Source organism: Dactylosporangium sp. NPDC000521 (assembly GCF_042898305.1).
Lineage (GTDB): Bacteria > Actinomycetota > Actinomycetes > Mycobacteriales > Micromonosporaceae > Dactylosporangium.
On the sequence record NZ_JBIAYW010000001.1, the window covers coordinates 409,680 to 426,672 of the forward strand.

Annotated in this window: 17 protein-coding genes; 12 read left to right on the plus strand and 5 right to left on the minus strand. The window is 72.8% G+C overall.

The genetic code is table 11. From position 1 onward, the window contains the following. The first annotated feature begins 340 nt into the window (after positions 1-340). The 3 genes from ACFY3L_RS01875 to ACFY3L_RS01885 all read left to right on the plus strand — a co-directional run bounded on the left by ACFY3L_RS01875 (position 341) and on the right by ACFY3L_RS01885 (position 2,655). Positions 341-1,144, plus strand: a complete 804-nt coding sequence (locus ACFY3L_RS01875) for a GntR family transcriptional regulator (RefSeq protein WP_389317569.1) — start codon at positions 341-343, stop codon at positions 1,142-1,144. An 88-nt stretch (positions 1,145-1,232) separates the two neighbouring features. Continuing rightward, the gene (locus tag ACFY3L_RS01880) at positions 1,233-1,802 is read left to right on the plus strand and encodes a DJ-1/PfpI family protein (protein ID WP_360570618.1); all 570 of its coding nucleotides are present in this window, start codon (positions 1,233-1,235) and stop codon (positions 1,800-1,802) included. Positions 1,803-1,821: 19 nt separating this feature from the next. Next, entirely contained in the window at positions 1,822-2,655 is an 834-nt protein-coding gene (locus ACFY3L_RS01885; RefSeq protein ID WP_389317572.1) for an alpha/beta fold hydrolase, read from the plus strand. 85 nt (positions 2,656-2,740) lie between these two features. Here the strand turns inward: ACFY3L_RS01885 and ACFY3L_RS01890 are convergent, their stop codons facing one another. Continuing rightward, positions 2,741-4,510 carry a SulP family inorganic anion transporter gene (locus ACFY3L_RS01890; RefSeq protein WP_389317575.1) on the minus strand — a complete coding sequence of 590 codons (1,770 nt, stop codon included), beginning with the start codon at positions 4,508-4,510 and terminating at the stop codon, positions 2,741-2,743. Positions 4,511-4,754: 244 nt separating this feature from the next. Between ACFY3L_RS01890 and ACFY3L_RS01895 the strand changes: the two genes are divergently transcribed. Next, positions 4,755-5,165, plus strand: coding sequence for a hypothetical protein (locus ACFY3L_RS01895; protein ID WP_389317577.1), 411 nt, complete (start codon positions 4,755-4,757; stop codon positions 5,163-5,165). An 18-nt stretch (positions 5,166-5,183) separates the two neighbouring features. Here ACFY3L_RS01895 and ACFY3L_RS01900 read toward each other — a convergent pair whose 3' ends face one another. Then, on the minus strand, positions 5,184-5,555 hold the full coding sequence (locus tag ACFY3L_RS01900; RefSeq protein ID WP_389317580.1) for an ArsR/SmtB family transcription factor: 372 nt from the start codon (positions 5,553-5,555) through the stop codon (positions 5,184-5,186). A 555-nt stretch (positions 5,556-6,110) separates the two neighbouring features. On the opposite strand from ACFY3L_RS01900, the gene ACFY3L_RS01905 reads away from it, so the two are divergent. Further along, positions 6,111-6,419, plus strand: coding sequence for a hypothetical protein (locus tag ACFY3L_RS01905; protein WP_389317583.1), 309 nt, complete (start codon positions 6,111-6,113; stop codon positions 6,417-6,419). Here the strand turns inward: ACFY3L_RS01905 and ACFY3L_RS01910 are convergent. Together ACFY3L_RS01910 and paaZ are read right to left on the minus strand one after the other, a co-directional pair. Further along, a complete protein-coding gene (locus ACFY3L_RS01910) occupies positions 6,382-7,041 on the minus strand; it encodes a TetR family transcriptional regulator (protein WP_389317586.1) in 660 nt (219 codons plus the stop codon). The genes ACFY3L_RS01905 and ACFY3L_RS01910 overlap by 38 nt on opposite strands. Further along, on the minus strand, positions 7,038-9,074 hold the full coding sequence (paaZ, locus tag ACFY3L_RS01915; protein ID WP_389317589.1) for a phenylacetic acid degradation bifunctional protein PaaZ: 2,037 nt from the start codon (positions 9,072-9,074) through the stop codon (positions 7,038-7,040). The genes ACFY3L_RS01910 and paaZ overlap by 4 nt, the downstream gene beginning before the upstream one ends. A gap of 263 nt (positions 9,075-9,337) precedes the next feature. On the opposite strand from paaZ, the gene ACFY3L_RS01920 reads away from it, so the two are divergent. The 4 genes from ACFY3L_RS01920 (at position 9,338) to ACFY3L_RS01935 (ending at position 13,055) form a co-directional block, all read left to right on the plus strand. After that, on the plus strand, positions 9,338-9,760 hold the full coding sequence (locus ACFY3L_RS01920; RefSeq protein ID WP_389317592.1) for a cellulose binding domain-containing protein: 423 nt from the start codon (positions 9,338-9,340) through the stop codon (positions 9,758-9,760). Between the two features lie 250 nt (positions 9,761-10,010). Continuing rightward, positions 10,011-10,505 carry a carbohydrate ABC transporter permease gene (locus tag ACFY3L_RS01925; RefSeq protein WP_389317595.1) on the plus strand — a complete coding sequence of 165 codons (495 nt, stop codon included), beginning with the start codon at positions 10,011-10,013 and terminating at the stop codon, positions 10,503-10,505. Between the two features lie 4 nt (positions 10,506-10,509). After that, complete coding sequence (locus ACFY3L_RS01930) at positions 10,510-11,988, plus strand: glycoside hydrolase family 43 protein (RefSeq protein WP_389317598.1); 1,479 nt, start codon at positions 10,510-10,512, stop codon at positions 11,986-11,988. Positions 11,989-12,008: 20 nt separating this feature from the next. Further along, a complete protein-coding gene (locus ACFY3L_RS01935) occupies positions 12,009-13,055 on the plus strand; it encodes a LacI family DNA-binding transcriptional regulator (RefSeq protein ID WP_389317600.1) in 1,047 nt (348 codons plus the stop codon). A gap of 4 nt (positions 13,056-13,059) precedes the next feature. On the opposite strand, the gene ACFY3L_RS01940 is transcribed toward ACFY3L_RS01935, so the two are convergent. Continuing rightward, on the minus strand, positions 13,060-14,148 hold the full coding sequence (locus ACFY3L_RS01940; RefSeq protein WP_389317603.1) for an NADH:flavin oxidoreductase/NADH oxidase: 1,089 nt from the start codon (positions 14,146-14,148) through the stop codon (positions 13,060-13,062). A 110-nt stretch (positions 14,149-14,258) separates the two neighbouring features. Here ACFY3L_RS01940 and ACFY3L_RS01945 point away from each other — a divergent pair, with 110 nt between their 5' ends. Genes ACFY3L_RS01945 through ACFY3L_RS01955 form a run of 3 tightly spaced genes read left to right on the plus strand, consistent with a single transcriptional unit; the run spans position 14,259 to position 16,992 of the window. Further along, complete coding sequence (locus tag ACFY3L_RS01945) at positions 14,259-15,149, plus strand: ABC transporter ATP-binding protein (protein WP_389317605.1); 891 nt, start codon at positions 14,259-14,261, stop codon at positions 15,147-15,149. Further along, complete coding sequence (locus ACFY3L_RS01950) at positions 15,146-16,162, plus strand: aliphatic sulfonate ABC transporter substrate-binding protein (protein ID WP_389317608.1); 1,017 nt, start codon at positions 15,146-15,148, stop codon at positions 16,160-16,162. The genes ACFY3L_RS01945 and ACFY3L_RS01950 overlap by 4 nt, the downstream gene beginning before the upstream one ends. Beyond that, the gene (locus ACFY3L_RS01955; RefSeq protein WP_389317611.1) at positions 16,159-16,992 is read left to right on the plus strand and encodes an ABC transporter permease; all 834 of its coding nucleotides are present in this window, start codon (positions 16,159-16,161) and stop codon (positions 16,990-16,992) included. Before ACFY3L_RS01950 ends, ACFY3L_RS01955 begins: the two co-directional genes overlap by 4 nt. The last annotated feature ends 1 nt before the right edge of the window (position 16,993 follow it).

Sequence of the window (16,993 nt, forward strand, 5' to 3'; positions counted from 1 at the left end):
TCCGGCCGGGAACGGACAGTCGTCCTGTTCGCTTTGGGTACCGCATCCTCTGCCTGCTTTCTCGGTGGGGACTTCGGGAGCGTTGCTGCGTGCTTCGCCGAGCAGGTGCCGGGGTGTCCAGGCGTGTTGCCGGCCCGTCGCGAGGGCCTTACCGCAGACCGGCGTCACGGGTACGCCGCGAGTTCGAATGTCGTTCGGTCCTTGGTCGGCGTGCCGGTGGCGGGCCGAGCGGGACGTCGAGCATGCTCGTGGAGCCTCAGGTGATCGAAGTTGCGTGCTGGCGGGCGGTTCCGCGAGGGTGCAGGATGACTGGCATCCTCACTTTTCCTATACGATCTGAGTGGCCGTCAGCATGCAGCAGCTCTGCGATCGATGTCAACAGGCTCGCGAAGACGCACGAAGGGGACCTCACGTCACGATGGACGACGAAGCGACGCTCGGCTGGGGCCACGGTGCCATGACAGGCGCGATGCCGCCGGGAAGATCTCGCGGCCGGCTCGCCGACGAGGTGTACGACACGCTGCTCGGACAGCTGATGTCGCTACGGATCGAGCCCGGCTCCCGCGTCACGATCGACGTCCTGGCGCGCGAGCTGGGGGTCTCGCAGACGCCGATCCGCGACGCGCTGAACAGGATGGAGGCCGAGGGTCTGGTCGTGCGGGTGCCGCATGCCGGATACCGCATTCCCCCGCAGATCACCCGGCAACGGTTCGAGGACATGGTCGAGATCCGCCTGCTCCTGGAGCCGGCGGCGGCGCGCAGATGCGCCGAGCGCGCATCCCCGGAGCAGGTGGCCGGCCTGCGGAGCATGCTGGAGGAGATGGCGGAGCTGGAGCGGGGCGTCGGGCCCATGGCCTACGGCGCCTTCGGGCTGCGCGACGCCGCCTTTCACGATCTCATCGCCCTGAGCGCGGAGAACCAGGTCATCCGCGAAGCGCTCGCTCGCCTGCACACCCACGTGCACCTGTTCCGGCTGCACCACGACATGCAGGTCGCCCACCTGGCGATGGCCGAGCACGAAGCGATCGTGGCCGCAGTCGCCGCGCGTGACCCCGACGCCGCCGCCTACGCCATGCGCCGGCACATCCTGCGCTCCGGCGATCGGTTCCGACGACTCTTCGACGGGATGGCGGTGGAGGCTTGACGGGCAGGCCGCCCCGAGGAATGCTGACGCAACCGGATCGGATCGTATTGGATTGGTTCACCCGTCCCCCAGATGCGAGGAGAAGCAGGTGCCCAGAGCACTGCTCCTGACCGGCGACGCCGCCGAAGAGCTCGACACCATGTACCCCTACTACCGCGTGCAGGAGGGCGGCTGGGACGTTGACGTCTCGTCACGGACGATGCGCGACGTGCAGCTGGTCATCCACGAGTTCGACCCCAACTCCGACGCCTACGTGGAGAAGAACGGCCGGAAGCTGCCGGTCGACGTGCCCTGGTCCGAGGTCGACGTCGAGCGCTACGACGCCCTGATCATCCCCGGCGGACGCGCCCCCGAGTGGATCCGGGTCGACGCCCACGTCAGGCGCATCACCGAGCACTTCTTCGCACGGAACCTCCCGATCGCGCTGGTGTGCCACGGCGCGCAGGTGCCGGCGGTGTACGGGCTGCTGAAGGGCCGCAAGACGGCATGCTTCCCGCCCATCACCGGTGACATGGAGAACGCGGGCGCGACGGTCATCGACGCCCCCGACGTCGTGGACGGCAACCTCGTCTCCTGCCGCGGCTGGCCCGACATGCCGCAGTTCGGCCGGGCGATGATGGAGCTGTTCGCGAAGTCCGTCAACGCCGACCCGGCATGAGCACTCCTGGCCTGCCCCGGTGACGGCACTTCGGACCGTCACCGTCGACGGATCCGGTGTCCACGTCATGGAGGACGGCACGGGGCCCGCGGTGCTGATGCTCCACGGCTCCGGACCCGGCACGACCGGGTCCGGCGCCTGGGCAACGACGGCGCAGGCGCTGGGCACATCCTGGCACCTGGTGGCTCCCGACCAGGCGGGGTTCGGCCGTACACCGGTCCCGGCGGGCGCCAGCGGCGGGCTCCGGCTGTGGACGGAGCAGGCCGCGGGCCTGATGGACGCGCTCGGTGTCGAGCACTACGCCGTGGTGGGCCACTCCATGGGCGGCGCCGTGGCGCTGGCATTGGCGGCCGCGCGTCCCCAGCAGGTCACCCGGGTCGTGGCGGTCTCGACGATGGGCGCCCCCGGGGCGCCGCTGTCCGCCGACCTCGACGCGATCTGGGCCGCCCCCGCCGGCCCGCTCGGGGCGCGGGACATGTTGCGTCGCCTCGTCTTCGACCAGGCGCTGGTGACCGAGCCGGCAGTCGATGCCCGCGCCGCCGCGATGCGAGCGGGGGAGGCCGCGTTCGCGTCGCTGTTCCCACCACCCAGAGCACGCTGGGCCGACGCGCTCGCCCTCCCGGCGCAGACGCTGGCAGCGATCCGCGCGCCCGTGCTGCTCGTCCACGGCGCCGAGGACCGGGTCACCCCGATCGAGACGGCCGCGCTGCCCCTGCTCGGACACCTGGCCGATGTCCGGCTGCACGTGTTCGGGCGATGCGGCCACGTACCGGCGATCGAGCACCCACACGACTTCAGGCGACTCCTGTCGTGCTTCCTCGCCGGGGACGAGGCCACGAGAAGGCCGGTGTGAACGGTCAGCGGTGAACGCGGCCGCGCTGCTGCTGACCACCGGCGCCCCGGCATGGTGCAGCGACTGCCGCTCTGCGACGGGTGCGTCACCACCGCGACGCCGGTCGAGGAGGCGCAGCGTCGTCTCGACCGGGCGGTCGAGCTCGGCCTGGCCCGGCGTCGCTGACGAGGGCCGGGCCGATGACGTGGGTGCGGGCGTACTTGATCGCGGTTGGCGTGTCCGGGAAGATCAGCTCGTCACGGCGCAGCCGCTCGGCGACCCCGAGCGTGGCAAGCACCTGGTCGTGGCCCGGCGCGATGCCCGACATCAGCACGGTGATGCCGCGCCGCTGCAGCCGGGTGATGGCGTCGCCGAGCACGTGCGCGCCGGTCGCGTCGATGGTCGACACCCGTGACATCCGCAGGATCACCACCCGCACGTCGGCGACCTCGGACAGCTCGATCAGGAAGTGGTGGGCGGCCGCGAAGAACAGCGGGCCGTCGAGACGGTACGCGACGATGTGCTCCGACAGCAGCTGATGCTCCTCGGCGCTGTGGTCACCGGGCTCCAGCGGCACCTGCTCCAGCCGGGCGGTGCGGGCCACCGCCCGCAGCGCGAGCACGACCGCCACGCCGATGCCGACCGCGACGGCCATGACGAGGTCGAACACGACCGTCACCGCGAAGGTCAGGGCCAGCACCAGGGCGTCGCCACGGGTCGACCGGGCCAGGGCGACCAGGGCGCTGGCCTCGACCATCCGCACCGTCGTGGCCAGCAGCACGCCGGCCAGGGCGGCGAGCGGGATCCGGGACACCAGCGGTGCGGCGGCCAGGACGATCGCGGCGAGGGCCACCGCGTGGGTGAGCGACGCCAGCTTCGACCGTGCACCCGCACGGACGTTGACCGCCGTCCGGGCGATCGCGGCGGTCGCCGGGATGCCGCCGAACAGCGGAGCGGCCAGGTTCGCCAGCCCCTGGCCGAACAGTTCACGGTCCGGGTCGTGCCGCTCGCCGACGCTCATCCCGTCGGCCACGGTCGCCGACAGCAGGCTCTCCAACGCGGCCAGGGCCGCGACGGCCAGCGCGGACGGCAGCAGCGTCCCGATGGCCGAAAGGTCGAGGAACGCCGTCGAGGGCGCCGGAAACCCGGTGGGCAGCGCGCCGATGCGGGTCAGCTCGATCGGCGCCGCCTCGGCCAGCCCGGTCGCCGCCGCGACCGCCAGCAGCGAGAACGGCAGCCCCGGACGCCACCGCGCGCCGAGCAGCAGCACGGCCGCGACGCCGACGGCCACCGCGACGGCAGCGGGATGGGGGTGACGGACGAACCGTGCCAGCGCGTCGCCGGCGACCGCCCACACCTTCTCGCCGTGCGCGTCGGTGACCCCGAGCGCCGCCGGGACCTGCTGCAGGGCGATCACGACCGCGATCCCGGCGGTGAACCCCTCGACCACCGGGGTGGGCAGGTACCGCACATACCGGCCCAGGCGCGCCACCGCCAGCCCGAGCAGCACCAGGCCCGCCATCGCACCGACCATCAGCACGCCGGACGCGCCGAACCGCTGGATCACCGGCACCAGCACGACGGTCATCGCGCCGGTCGGCCCGGACACCTGCAGGTTGGACCCCCCGAAGACCGCGGCGACCGCGCCCGCCACCACGGCGGTGACCAGCCCGGCCTGCGCGCCGAGCCCGGAGGTGACGCCGAACGCGAGCGCCAGTGGCAGCGCGACCACGGCCACCGTGAGCCCCGCGACCAGATCGGCCCGCGGGCTGCGACGCACCGCGTCCCAGTCCGACCGCTGCGGCAGCAGCCCGGTCAACCGCGCGACGGCCGACCGGGCCGCCCCGGACTGTCGGCCCGTAACTTCTTCCGGCATCGCCGACCCCTTCGCCTCACCCGCGCCAAGTTTAGCAGTTGCTAATATCGTAAAGTCGTCAACCGACCTGGCCGTGTTGTCACACCCCCGCGAGCAGCACCCGGTGGCCGGCGCCGGTCCAGCAGTGGTACTGGCCACACCGCCTGCCACGTTCGCCGTCAACCACTTGCAAAGATGTTCAATTGCTCAGCCCGGAAGCTGGAGGATGGATGGACGCCCCGCTGGATCACCCGAAGAGCGCCCCGTGAGCACCGGCTTGAACGGGCCACCCATCAGGACCGGCGGGCAGGAGCCTCGGCACCACCAGCCGGTCGGCGCGGAACCGGCGACGCACACGAGCCCGGCGGCCCGGCGGGCGGCATGGGCCGCCTACCTCGCCGTGACCGGCGCACTGCTGAGCGCGGTGCGTGACCCGGCGGCGCACCCCAAGGCCCTCGACACCCGGCTGGGCGCGGCCGCCCGGCACGTCGTGCGGTCGGCGCCGCTCTGGGAGGAAGACGGGCCGATGCTGATCAGCGCCGTGCACGCCGCCGTCGGGATGTGCCACGCGGACGCCCGCGCCGACCTGACCCGCGGCATCGCCGACCGGCTGTACGTCCTGTCCGCCGGGCCGCCACGGGCGCGGACTGCGCCCCGCAACCGCGCCGCGTGGTAGCCGGACGGCGGGCCGGCGCTACTTCGTCGAGACCGGCTTCGAGGCCGATGAGGATGGTGAGGCGGACGCGCGGAGGTCCGCCAGCAGTCCGGCCTGCCCCGACAGGACGCCGGTCAGGATCTTCCGCGCCACGGCGAGCAGCTCAGCGACGTCCGGGCTGGTGAGCGCGTAGAAGACCGCCGAGCCTTCCTTGCGTGACACGACAAGGTTCGCCCGTCGCAGGATGGCCAGCTGCTGCGACAGGTGGGCCGGCTCGATTCCGACCTCGGGCAGCATCTCCGAGACGGCGTGCTCCCGTTCGCTGAGCAGCTCCAGCACCCTGATGCGGGCGGGGTGCGCCAGCGTCTTGAAGAACTCGGCCTTCAGCTGGTACAGCGGCGGGCTTGCCACACCCACCCCCTTCACCGGCGTCCGGGACCTGCGCCCGTCCGCCCTTGTGCGAAGTTTAGCAAGTCGTTGCCGGCCCGCCGCCGCCACGGCCACGACGGATCGGCGTCGTGCCTGCTCATGGGCATGGCAGGCAGTGGGCCGCCGCCGGGTCGTGGCCGGCGCCGTCCAGGCGGTCCGCGGTGCCGGCCGTCACCGTCTCGTCGGCGCCGAAGCTGCGTGCGGCATCAGTCCGGTGTACGAGAGAATCCATCGCCACCACCCGGGATGCGCCGGCCACGCGGTCGGCGTGGGCGGCGCCGTCGCGACGAGCCGGGTCATCGAGCCGCCACCGTCCGCGGCGTGACCGTCCACTGTGGAACCCCCGGTTCCGTTGCCACACCCCTGGTCGATCTCCACCGTTCACCGTTCATCACCCGGACGGCCTGTCGTGCCTGCCCCACGGCCGCCGCCAACGGCGCCGTGGGGACACCGTGCGACGTCGACCACCGTCCACAAGGGAGCTATTTGTGACATCTCAGCGCCTTGTCCGTCGTACCGCCTACGCTGCGGCTACCGGTGGCCGGGCAGCCCGTCGAGGCGGGCCAGGCGCTCGACGACGTGATCGAGCGGCGGCTGGTGCCGGATGGTGTCCTGCACTCGGGCGGGGTGGTCTACGGCGACGACTACCTGAACCTGCACCGGTCCGGCGTGGCGCGGGCGCTGCTGGACGAAGCGCTCGACCGGGGCTGGCGGCCGGCCGATCCCCACACACGCCATTTGCGACGGCTGGGACATGTTCAGTGCGGTGGTGGCCAGGCTGCGGGCCTCGCCGGAACGGCAGCGCGGCTCAGGTGGTGGGGTGGGTGGAGAGGCCGTGCATGGTGAGGGTGACGACGGCGGACACGATGTCTGAAGTGGGGGATGGGCGGGAAGGGTCGGGGCGGTACCACTCGGTGATGGAGTTGACCATGCCGAAGAGGAGGCGGGTGGCGAGGCGGGGGTCGATGTCGGCGCGGATCTCGCCGGCGTCGGCGGCGGCGCGGACCATGGCGGCGACGCGGGTGTCGAGGTCGCGGCGGCGGCGGAGGGCGTCGCGCTCGACGGTCGTGTTGCCGCGGACGCGCAGCAGCAGGGTGACGCAGGGCAGCTCGGCCAGGAGGACCTCGGCGGTACGGCGCAGCACGTGTTCGAGGCGCTGCGCCGGGCGGCCGGAGAGCGACGCGGGCTCGGCGAGCACCGCGGTGAGGGCGTCGAGGGCACGGCCGACGCCGAGGCCCAGCAGCTCTTCCTTGCCGGTGAAGTGGTGGTAGAAGGACGACTTGTTCAGGCCGGTCGCGCGGGCGAGGTCCTCCATCGAGGTGGCCTCGTAGCCGCGCTCGTTGAACTCGGCGACGACCCTCGCGAGCAGCTCGTCGCGGCTAAATCTGGGAGGGCGGCCGCGGCCGGGGCGCTGCCCGACCTCGACGGCGCCGCTCGTGTCGCCCGAGGCGCCCGGCTGGGCGCTCACCCGGCGGGCTTCGCGACCAGGGTCAGCACGTCGTACTTCGCCACGGATTCGCCGTCCTGGCGGGTGACGTCGGCGTCCCAGCGGACCTCGCCGTAGTCGGCGGACTCCCGCGGGGTGATCTGCTTGCAGGTGAGCGTCACGGTGAGCTCGTCGCCGAACTTGACGGGGGACAGGAAGCGCAGCGAGTCGACGCCGAAGTTCGCCAGGACCGGGCCCGGGTCGGGGTCGACGAAGAGGCCGGCGGCGAGGCTTACGACGAGGTACCCGTGCGCGACCCGCTCACCGAAGAGCGGGTTGGCGGCGGCGGCCTCGGCGTCCATGTGGGCGTAGAACGTGTCCCCGGTGAACTCGGCGAAGTGCTCCACGTCCTCCTGCGTGACCCGGCGCGGGCCGGCGACGATGGTGTCGCCGGGGCGCAGCTCGGCGAGGTTCTTGCGGAACGGGTGGATGTCGTCGACGCGCCGCTGCGCGCCGGCGACCCAGCGGCCGGTGACCGCGGCGAGCGTGTCGGGGTCGGCCTGGACGGCGGTGCGCTGCATGTGGTGCAGGACGCCGCGGATGCCGCCCATCTCCTCGCCGCCGCCGGCGCGGCCGGGGCCGCCGTGGACGAGCATCGGCAGCGGCGAGCCGTGGCCGGTGGACTCCTTGGCGTCGCGGTCGTTGAGGATCAGCAGCCGGCCGTGCCAGGGTGCGACGCCGAGGACGACGTCGCGGGCGAACGCGGTGTCGGCGGTGACGACCGAGCCGGCGAGGCTGCCCTGGCCGCGGGCGGCGTAGTCGACGAGCTGGTCGGTGGTGTCGTAGGGCATGACGGTGGCGACGGGGCCGAACGCCTCGACCTCGTGTGGCTCGGCCCGGTCGGGGTCGCCGACGAGGAGGATCGGGGACAGGAAGGCGCCGCGCTGCGGGTCGGCGTCGAGCACGTCGACCTTCTCCGGGTCGCCGTACACGATCCGGCCGGCACCGGTGAGTGCCCCGACGCTGCGCCGGACCTCGTCGCGCTGGTCGATGCTGGCGAGGGCGCCCATCCGTACACCTTCCGCGGCCGGATTGCCGACCACTGTCTTGGCGAGCCGGGCGGTCGCCGCCTCGACCACGGCCTCGACGAGCCCTGAAGGCACGAAGGCCCGCCGGATCGCGGTGCACTTCTGGCCGGCCTTCACGGTCATCTCGGCGACGAGCGCCTTGACGAACAGGTCGAACTCGGGCGTGCCGGGGACGGCGTCGGGGCCGAGCGCCGACAGGTTGAGCGAGTCGGCCTCGGCGTTGAACCGGACGGCGTTGCGGACCAGCGCGGAGTGGGTGCGCAGCAGCTGCGCGGTCGACGCCGAACCGGTGAAGGAGACGAGGTCCTGGCCGGTGAGGTGGTCGAACGTGTCGCCGAGGCCGCCGGCGACGAACTGCAGGGCGCCGGCGGGCAGGATGCCGGACTCGACGATGACCTCGATGAGCTCGGCGGTGAGGAACGCGGTCGGCGTGGCCGGCTTGACGATGGTGGGGACGCCGGCGAGGAACGCCGGTGCGAACTTCTCCAGTGGCCCCCAGACCGGGAAGTTGAACGCGTTGATCTGCACCGCGACGCCGCGCAGCGGCACGCAGACGTGCTGGCCGAGGAACGTGCCGCCCTTCCCGAGTGGCTCGACGGGCCCGTCGACGTACACCGTGTCGTTGGGCAGCTCGCGCTTGGCCTTGCTGGCGTAGGACAGCAGGACGCCCATGCCGCCGTCGATGTCGAACTTGGAGTCGCCGAGTGTCGCCCCGGTCCTGGCGGACACGGCGTAAAGCCGCTCCCGCTGCTCGCGGATGTGCAGGCCGAGCGCCTTGAGCAGCGCGGCGCGCTGGTGGAAGGTGAGCTCCCGCAGCGCCGGGCCGCCGGTGCGCCGGCCGTGGTCGAGGGCGGCGGCGAAGTCGACGCCGCTGGACGAGACCCGCGCGATCTCCTCGCCGGTGACCGCGTCGTGGACGGGCTTGCCGTCGTCGTCGGCGGTGTGCCAGGCGCCGAGGACGTGGCTCCGGAGCAGGGGAGTGGGCATGCGGCTCTCCTCGAGCGACGAGAACTAACCGAACGTTCAGTCGAATAATAGACCCCCGCCGGATGCCCGCTGTCAACGCCTTGAAACTTTCCATCAGGACGTCGATCGCTATCGAAGTCCGCCACCTGCGCGAACGCCGCCAGGGTGGGCGAACGAAACGGCAGAACATTGACCGGTTTCACGGTCGCTCCTACGCTCCGCGCCGGAAGTATCGAAGCGTATGGAAGAAAGTTTCCAGGCATTTCGCCCCCAATGGAGCTGCCATGCGAAGAGCCTCTGGGCTGACTGCCGCGGTCTGGGACGGCCGGATGAACGACGCCGCGACGACCGGCCTGCTGCGCGACGCGAGCGTCAAGCTCGTCCGCTACCCGGGCGGTGGCTACGGCGACGGGTACCACTGGCAGACGCACCCCGTCGAGGGCGGCGGCTACGTGGCGGGCAACACCGAGTTCGACCCGTTCGTCGCGATGGCGCACGCCGCCGGCGCGCAGCCGATCATCACCGCCAACGCCTGGAACGCGACGGTGACGCAGACCGGCAACGCCGTGACCGCCAGGAACCTGTCCTGCAACGCCACCATCCCGGCCGGTGGCAGCACCTCGTTCGGCTTCCAGGGCACCTGGACCACCGGCGACGCCGACCCGGGCACCTTCACCCTCAACGGCACCACCTGCGCCATCGGCTGAGGCGGCACACACCACAGAGGAGGTGGTCGCACCATGAGACACGATATCACCCGGCGCCGGCTGCTCGCGGCCGCGGTCGCCGTCCCGCCCCTGACCGCGTGCGGCGGCGGAGGCGGCAAGAACGGCGGCCCCGGCACGACCGGCGCCGAAGCCCTCAGGAAAGCCCTGCCCGACCACCTCCCGAGCAGGGCCGTCACCGCCGACATCCCGGGCGTGCCCGGCGTCGGCGGGGCCGCCCACGTTCATCGTCGTGTCCGCGCTCGGCGGCTACGACAGCTACTGGGCGCTGATCCTGCCCAGCGCCGTGTCCGTGTTCAACATCATCGTGATGCGCGGCTTCTTCATGAACACCGCCCAGGACCTGATCGACTCCGCCCGCGTCGACGGCGCCGGCGACTGGCGGACCCTGTGGTCGATCGTGCTGCCCGTCTCCCGCGCGGTCGTCGCCGTGATCACGCTGTTCTACGCGGTCGGCTACTGGAACTCGTTCTTCGACGCGCTGCTGTACCTGCCGGACGACTCCAAGTGGCCGCTGCAGATGATCGTCTACACGTACACCCTCCTCGGCAACCCGACCCCGGGCGCCGGCATCACCGGCGGCCAGCTCGCCGGGCACCAGGCCCTGGCGCCGCTGTCGCTGCAGATGGCGGTCGTCACCATCACCCTGATCCCGATCCTCGTCGTCCACCCCTTCGTCCAGCGGCACTTCGCCACAGGCACGCTGACCGGCGCGATCAAAGGCTGAAGCATTGAGCACACCGACAAACCCCGTCGTCGCCGGGTTCTACCCGGACCCGAGCGTCTGCCGGGCCGGCGACGACTACTACCTCGCCTGCTCCAGTTTCGAGTACTTCCCGGGCGTGCCGATCCTGCGCAGCCGTGACCTCGTGCACTGGACGCAGATCGGCAACGCCCTGGACCGGCCCAGCCAGCTGCGGCTGCCGCCGGGCACCCGGTCGTCAGGCGGCATCTACGCGCCGACACTGCGCCACCACGACGGCCGGTTCTGGCTCGTCGTCACGAACGTCAGCGCCGGCGGCAACCAGCTCTTCACCGCCACCGACCCGGCCGGTCCCTGGTCGGAGCCCGTGCCGCTGCCGGACGTCGCCGGCATCGACCCGGACCTCGTGTGGGACACCGACGGTACGTGCTACTGCACCGTGGCCGGCGTGTCGCAGATGCAGCTCGATCCGCTCACCGGGGACTCCGGTGCGCCGCGACGGATTTGGTCGGGCACGCCGGGAGCGAAGGCACCTGAGGCGCCGCACCTTTACCGAATTGCTGATTACTGGTATCTGGTAATCGCCGAGGGCGGCACCGAGCGCTGCCACGCCGTGTCGATCGCCCGGGGGCCGTCGCCGTCCGGGCCGTTCGAACCCTGCCCGGACAACCCGATTCTGACACACCGCGGGACCGACCACCCGATCCAGAACACCGGCCACGCCGACCTGGTGCAGGCGCCCGACGGCTCGTGGTGGATGGTGCTGCTCGGGGTCCGGCCGGGCGGCGGCACACCCGGATGGCATGTCATCGGCCGGGAGACGTTCCTCGCGCCGGTCCGGTGGGTCGACGGCTGGCCGGTCGCCGGGCCGCTGACCCTGGACCTGCCCGAGGTGGGCTGGCCGCTGCACCCCGTCGCCCCGGACCCCGTCCGGGACGACTTCTCATCCGCTGCGCTGCATCCGCGGTGGGTGTCGCTGCGTCGGCCGCCCGCGCTCGCCGCGGACGGGTCCGGCGGGCTGACGCTGCGGGCGGCCGGCGGGTCGCTGGACGACCTGGACGTCACGCTGGTCGGCCGGCGCCAGCAGCACCTCGCGTGCCAGGTCCGGACGCTGATCGACCCCGGGTCGGGGCGCGGGGGTCTCGTGGTCCGGCTCGACGAGGACCACCACTACGAGATCGAGGTCTTCGCCGGTACGGCGACCGTGCTGGCCCGCATCGGTCCGCTGCGTACCGTGGTGGCTTCCGCGCCGGTGCCGGCCGGGTTCGTCGTGCTCGGGGTCGACGTGACGCCCGCGCCGCCCACCTGGGACCCCCGCCAAGGACCCGACGCGCTGGAGTTCGGCATCGGATCGCCCGCCGGGACGTTCACGGCCCTCGCCACGCTCGACGGCCGCTACCTGTCCACCGAGGTCGCCGGCGGCTTCACCGGGCGGGTCATCGGCATGTACTGCGTCGACGGCACCGTCCGGTTCGAGTGGTTCGACTACGCCTATCCTGGCCAGTAAGCTGCGTGGAGGGATCGATCGTGCCGCAGGAGGAACCGCGCGACCCGTCCACGCCGGTCACCATCGCCTACATCGCCGAGACCGCGGGCGTGTCCGTGCCGACCGTGTCGAAGGTCGTCAACGGGCGCTCCGGGGTTGCCGCCGACACCCGCGCCCGCGTCGAGGCGCTCATCAACGAGTACGGCTACCGCAGGCCCAACCCCGCCAACCGCACCGACCTGATGGAGCTGGTGTTCGAGGAGCTTCACCACATGTGGGGCACCGAGATCATCCGCGGCGTGCAGCGGGTCGCCCGGCAGCACCACGTCGGCGTCGTGCCGTCGGAGTTCGGCCCGCAGGGCAGCGCCATCCGGTACTGGATCGACGACGCCATCGAGCGCCGCCCCGCCTGCGTGGTGACGGTCGCGCAGCTCTCCCAGGAGCAGCGCGACCAGCTGCGGGCCCGCGGCATCCCGTTCGTGGTGTTCGACCCGATGGCCGAGCTGCCCGACGACGTGCCCTTCGTCGGCGCCACCAACTGGTCCGGCGGCCGCGCCGCCACCCGCCACCTGACCGGCCTCGGCCACCGGCGGGTCGCGATGATCGGCGGGCCGGAGCGCGTCCTGTACTGCCGGGCCCGCCTCGACGGCTACCGCTCCGCGCTGGACGCGGCCGGCCTGCCGGTCGACATGGGCCTCGTCGTGAGCGCGGAGCTGACCCTCGACGGCGGCTACGGGGCCGCCCGCGCCCTGCTCGCCCGCCCCGTCCGCGCCCCGCTCACCCCACCCGCCCGCCCGACGGCCGTCTTCGCCGCCAACGACCTGCAGGCCCTGGGCGTCTACCAGGCGGCGCGGGAGGCGGGGCTGCGCATCCCGGAGGACCTGTCGGTGGTCGGCTTCGACGACCTGCCGGTCGCCGCGCTGGTGGACCCGCCGCTGACCACGGTCCACCAGCCGCTCGTCGAGATGGCCGCCGCCGCCACCGAGCTCGCCCTCGCCCTCGGCCGCGGCGAGCAGCCCCCACAGGCCGGCGTCGAGCTCGCCACCACGTTGAAGGTGCGCGCGAGCACCGCCCCGCCGCCCGCCTGACGCCCTACGAGCGGGGGATCGCGACGGGAGCGGCCGGGCGGCCCGCGCGGTACTGGGGTGGCCACACCAGGTCGTCGCCCAGCTCCAGGGCGGCGCGCTGCGGCCACGACGGCTCGCGCAGTAGCGCGCGGCCGAGCAGGATCACGTCGGCGGACTCCTCGGCGAGGATCTTCTCCGCCTGGGCGGGCTCGGTGATGAGCCCGACCGCGCCCACCGGCAGGCCGCTGCGCTCGCGGACCGCCCGGGCGAACGGCACCTGGTAGCCGGGGCCGGCGACGATCTGCTGACCGGCGTGGTTGCCGCCGCTGGACACGTCGACCAGGTCGACGCCGTGCCCGGCGAGGACGGCGGCCACCTCGGCGATCTCGTCGACGGTGAGACCACCCTCGACCCAGTCGGTGGCGCTGACCCGCACGAGCAGCGGCAGCCGGTCCGGGACCGCGGCGCGGACCGCGTCGACGGTCTCCAGCAGCAGCCGGGACCGGCCGGTCAGGTCACCGCCGTAGGCGTCGGTGCGCAGGTTGGACAGCGGGGACAGGAACTCGTGCAGCAGGTAGCCGTGCGCGGCGTGGAGCTCGATGACCTCGAAGCCGGCGTCGACCGCGCGCCGGGCGGCCGCGGCCCAGTCCCGCACGAGCGCGCCGATCTCGCCGGTGGACAGCTCCGCGGGTGTGGCGTAGCCGTCGAACGGCACCGCGGACGGCGCGACCGTCGGCCAGCCGCCCTCGGCCGCCGGCACGCTGCCCTTGCCCCGCCACGGCGCGAACGTCGACGCCTTGCGCCCCGCGTGCGCCAGCTGGATGCCGGGCACCGAGCCCTGGCCGCGGATGAACGCGGTGATCCTGGCGTAGTCCGCGGCCTGCTCGTCGCTCCAGATGCCGGCGTCCTGCGGGGAGATCCGGCCGTCGGGGCGCACCGCGGTCGCCTCGGCGATGACCGCGCCGGCCCCGCCGCGGGCGATGCCGCCGAGGTGCACCAGGTGCCAGTCGGTGGGGTGCCCGTCGACGGACGAGTACTGGCACATCGGCGCCGCCCAGACGCGGTTGGGGAACGTGACGCCACGCAGGGTCACCGGAGCGAAGAGTCGGCTCATGACGCCGGTAACACTCGGTCCGACGCCGCGTCTTCCGCACTATGACGTAGGCAACACCGCTCGCCAGGTTTTCCTATTAAGTCAGTCGATCTTATATGTAATATGCATCCGTGACCGTCGTTACCCCCGCGACGACCGCGGTGCCCGTGCGGCTGCGCGGCGTCGGCAAGTCGTGGGCCGGGCACGTCGTGCTCCGCGACGTGGACCTCGACCTCGAGGCCGGTCGGGTCGTCGCCCTCCTCGGCGCGTCCGGCAGCGGCAAGTCGACGCTGCTCCGCCTCGTCGCCGGCCTGGACGCGCCGACCGCCGGCACGGTCACCGTCGACGGCCGTCAGGTGCGCGGCATCGAGGCCCGCTGCGCCGTCATGTTCCAGGAGCCACGCCTGCTGCCGTGGCGCACCCTGGCCGGCAACGTCGCATACGGCCTGCCCCGTGGCACCGGCCGCCGTGGGCCCGGCAGTCCGGCTAAGCCTCCACATGGGACAGTGGCCCGGCGGGAGGCCGCCGCGGAGGTGGCGGCGCTGCTCGAGGTGGTCGGGCTGGCCGACTTCGCCCGGCACCGCCCCCGGCAGGTCTCCGGCGGGATGGCGCAGCGGACGGCACTCGCGCGGGCGCTCGCCCGGCACCCGGGTGTGCTGCTGCTGGACGAGCCGTTCGCGGCGCTCGACGCCCTGACCCGGCTGCGGATGCAGGACCTGGTCGACAGCGTCCAGCGCCGAGTCGGCACCACCGTGCTGCTCGTGACCCACGACGTCGACGAGGCACTGCGGCTCGCCGACCACGTGGTGCTGCTGGGCGCCGAACCCGGCCGCCCCGGCGCCACCGCCGTCCACACCGTCGACGTGCCCGGCACCCGCCCCCGCGACCGCGGCGACACCGCCCTCGCCGGCCTCCGCACCGACCTCCTCACCCGCCTCGGCGTCCCACCGAACGCCGACCCGCTCGCCCGTACGGCCGACCCGAAGAAGGCAGATCCCCTGATGACGGAGGACCAACGATGAAGCGTGCCATCCTCGGCACCGTCCTGGCCGCGGCCACGCTCGTGTTGGCCGGGTGCGTGGAGGGGGAGGGCAGCAAGCCCGCGACGCCCGCGGCGGCGAGCGGTGCGGCCGCCCCGTCGGAGCTGCGCCTGGACTACGCGTACTACAACCCGGCCAGCCTCGTCCTGCGGGAGCAGCAGTGGCTGGAGAAGGAGCTCGCCGCGTCGGGGACGAAGGTGACGTGGGTGCTGTCCGCCGGCAGCAACAAGGCCAACGAGTCGCTGCGGGCCAACGCCGTCGACTTCGGGTCGACCGCCGGTGCCGCCGCGCTGCTCGCCCGGGCGAACGCCACACCGATCAAGGTCGTGTCGCTGTACAGCCAGCCGGAGTGGGCCGCGATCGTCGTCGGCAAGACCTCGCAGGTGACGTCGGTGGCGCAGCTCAAGGGCAAGAAGGTGGCCGCGACGAAGGGCACCGACCCGTACTTCTTCCTGCTGCAGTCGCTCAAGGAGGTCGGGCTGACGTCGAAGGACATCGAGGTGGTCAACCTCCAGCACGCCGACGGCAAGGCCGCCCTGGAGCGCGGTGACGTCGACGCGTGGGCCGGCCTCGACCCGATCATGGCGCAGACGCAGCTCGACAGCGGCTCGAAGCTCATCTACCGCAACAAGGGCTTCAACTCCTACGGCACGCTCAACGCGCGTGAGGACTTCCTGGCCAAGTACCCGGCCACCGCGCAGATCGTCGTCGACGCCTACGAGAAGGCCAAGGCGTGGATCGCGAAGAACCCCGACCAGGCCGTCGAGCTGCTCGCCCGCGAGTCGAAGGTGTCCACCGCCGTCGCGAGGCTCGTCCTCACCGAGCGGACGACGCTCGACCTCGACCCGGTGCCGGGCACGGCGCAGCGGACGGTGCTGCAGACGATCCTGCCGGTGCTCGTCGCCGACGGCAACATCAAGACCGCCGAGGCCGGCCAGGCCGCGCTCGACTCGCTGTTCGAGCCGAAGTTCGCCCAGGCGAGAGCCAAGCCGTGACGGCCGTGGCAGGCGAAGGCCCGGCCGCGACCGACAAGACCGGGAAGTCCGCCGAGGTTCCCGCCGTGGTTCCCGCCATGGGACTGGTACGGCGGGTGCCGGCCCTCCTGGCCGGTGCGGTGCTCCCGCTGGCCCTGCTCGCGGTGTGGCAGGCGGTCACCGCGAGCGGCGCCTGGTCGCCCAGCCAGCTGCCGCCGCCGGCGGACGTCGTGGCGGCGCTGCGCGAGCTCGCCGGCCGTGGCGAGCTCGGGCACCACATCGCGATCAGCCTCCAACGGGTGCTGATCGGCTTCGGCGCGGGCTCCGCCGCCGGCCTCGCCCTGGGCGGCCTCGTCGGCCTGTCGCGGGCGGCGCGGGCGTTGCTGAGCCCGACTGTCCAGGCGCTGCGGGCGGTGCCGTCGCTCGCGTGGGTGCCGCTGCTGCTGCTCTGGCTCGGCATCGACGAGACCCCGAAGATCACCCTGGTGGCGATCGGGGCGTTCTTCCCCGTGTACACGACGGTCGCCGCCGCCCTGGAGCAGGTCGACCCGCACCTGGTCGAGGTCGGCCGCGCCTACGGCCGGTCCGGGGTGGCGCTGCTGACCAGCGTGCTGTTCCCGGCCGCGACACCGGCGGTGGTGTCGGGGCTGCGGCTGGGGCTGGCGCAGGGCTGGCTGTTCCTCGTCGCGGCGGAGCTCATCGCGTCGTCGATGGGCCTGGGCTTCTTGCTCATCGACAGCCAGAACACCGGCCGCACCGACGTGATGCTGCTGGCGATCCTGCTGCTGGCGCTCATCGGCAAAGCGACCGACTCGCTGCTCGCCCTCGCGGAGCGCGCCATCCGCCGCTGAC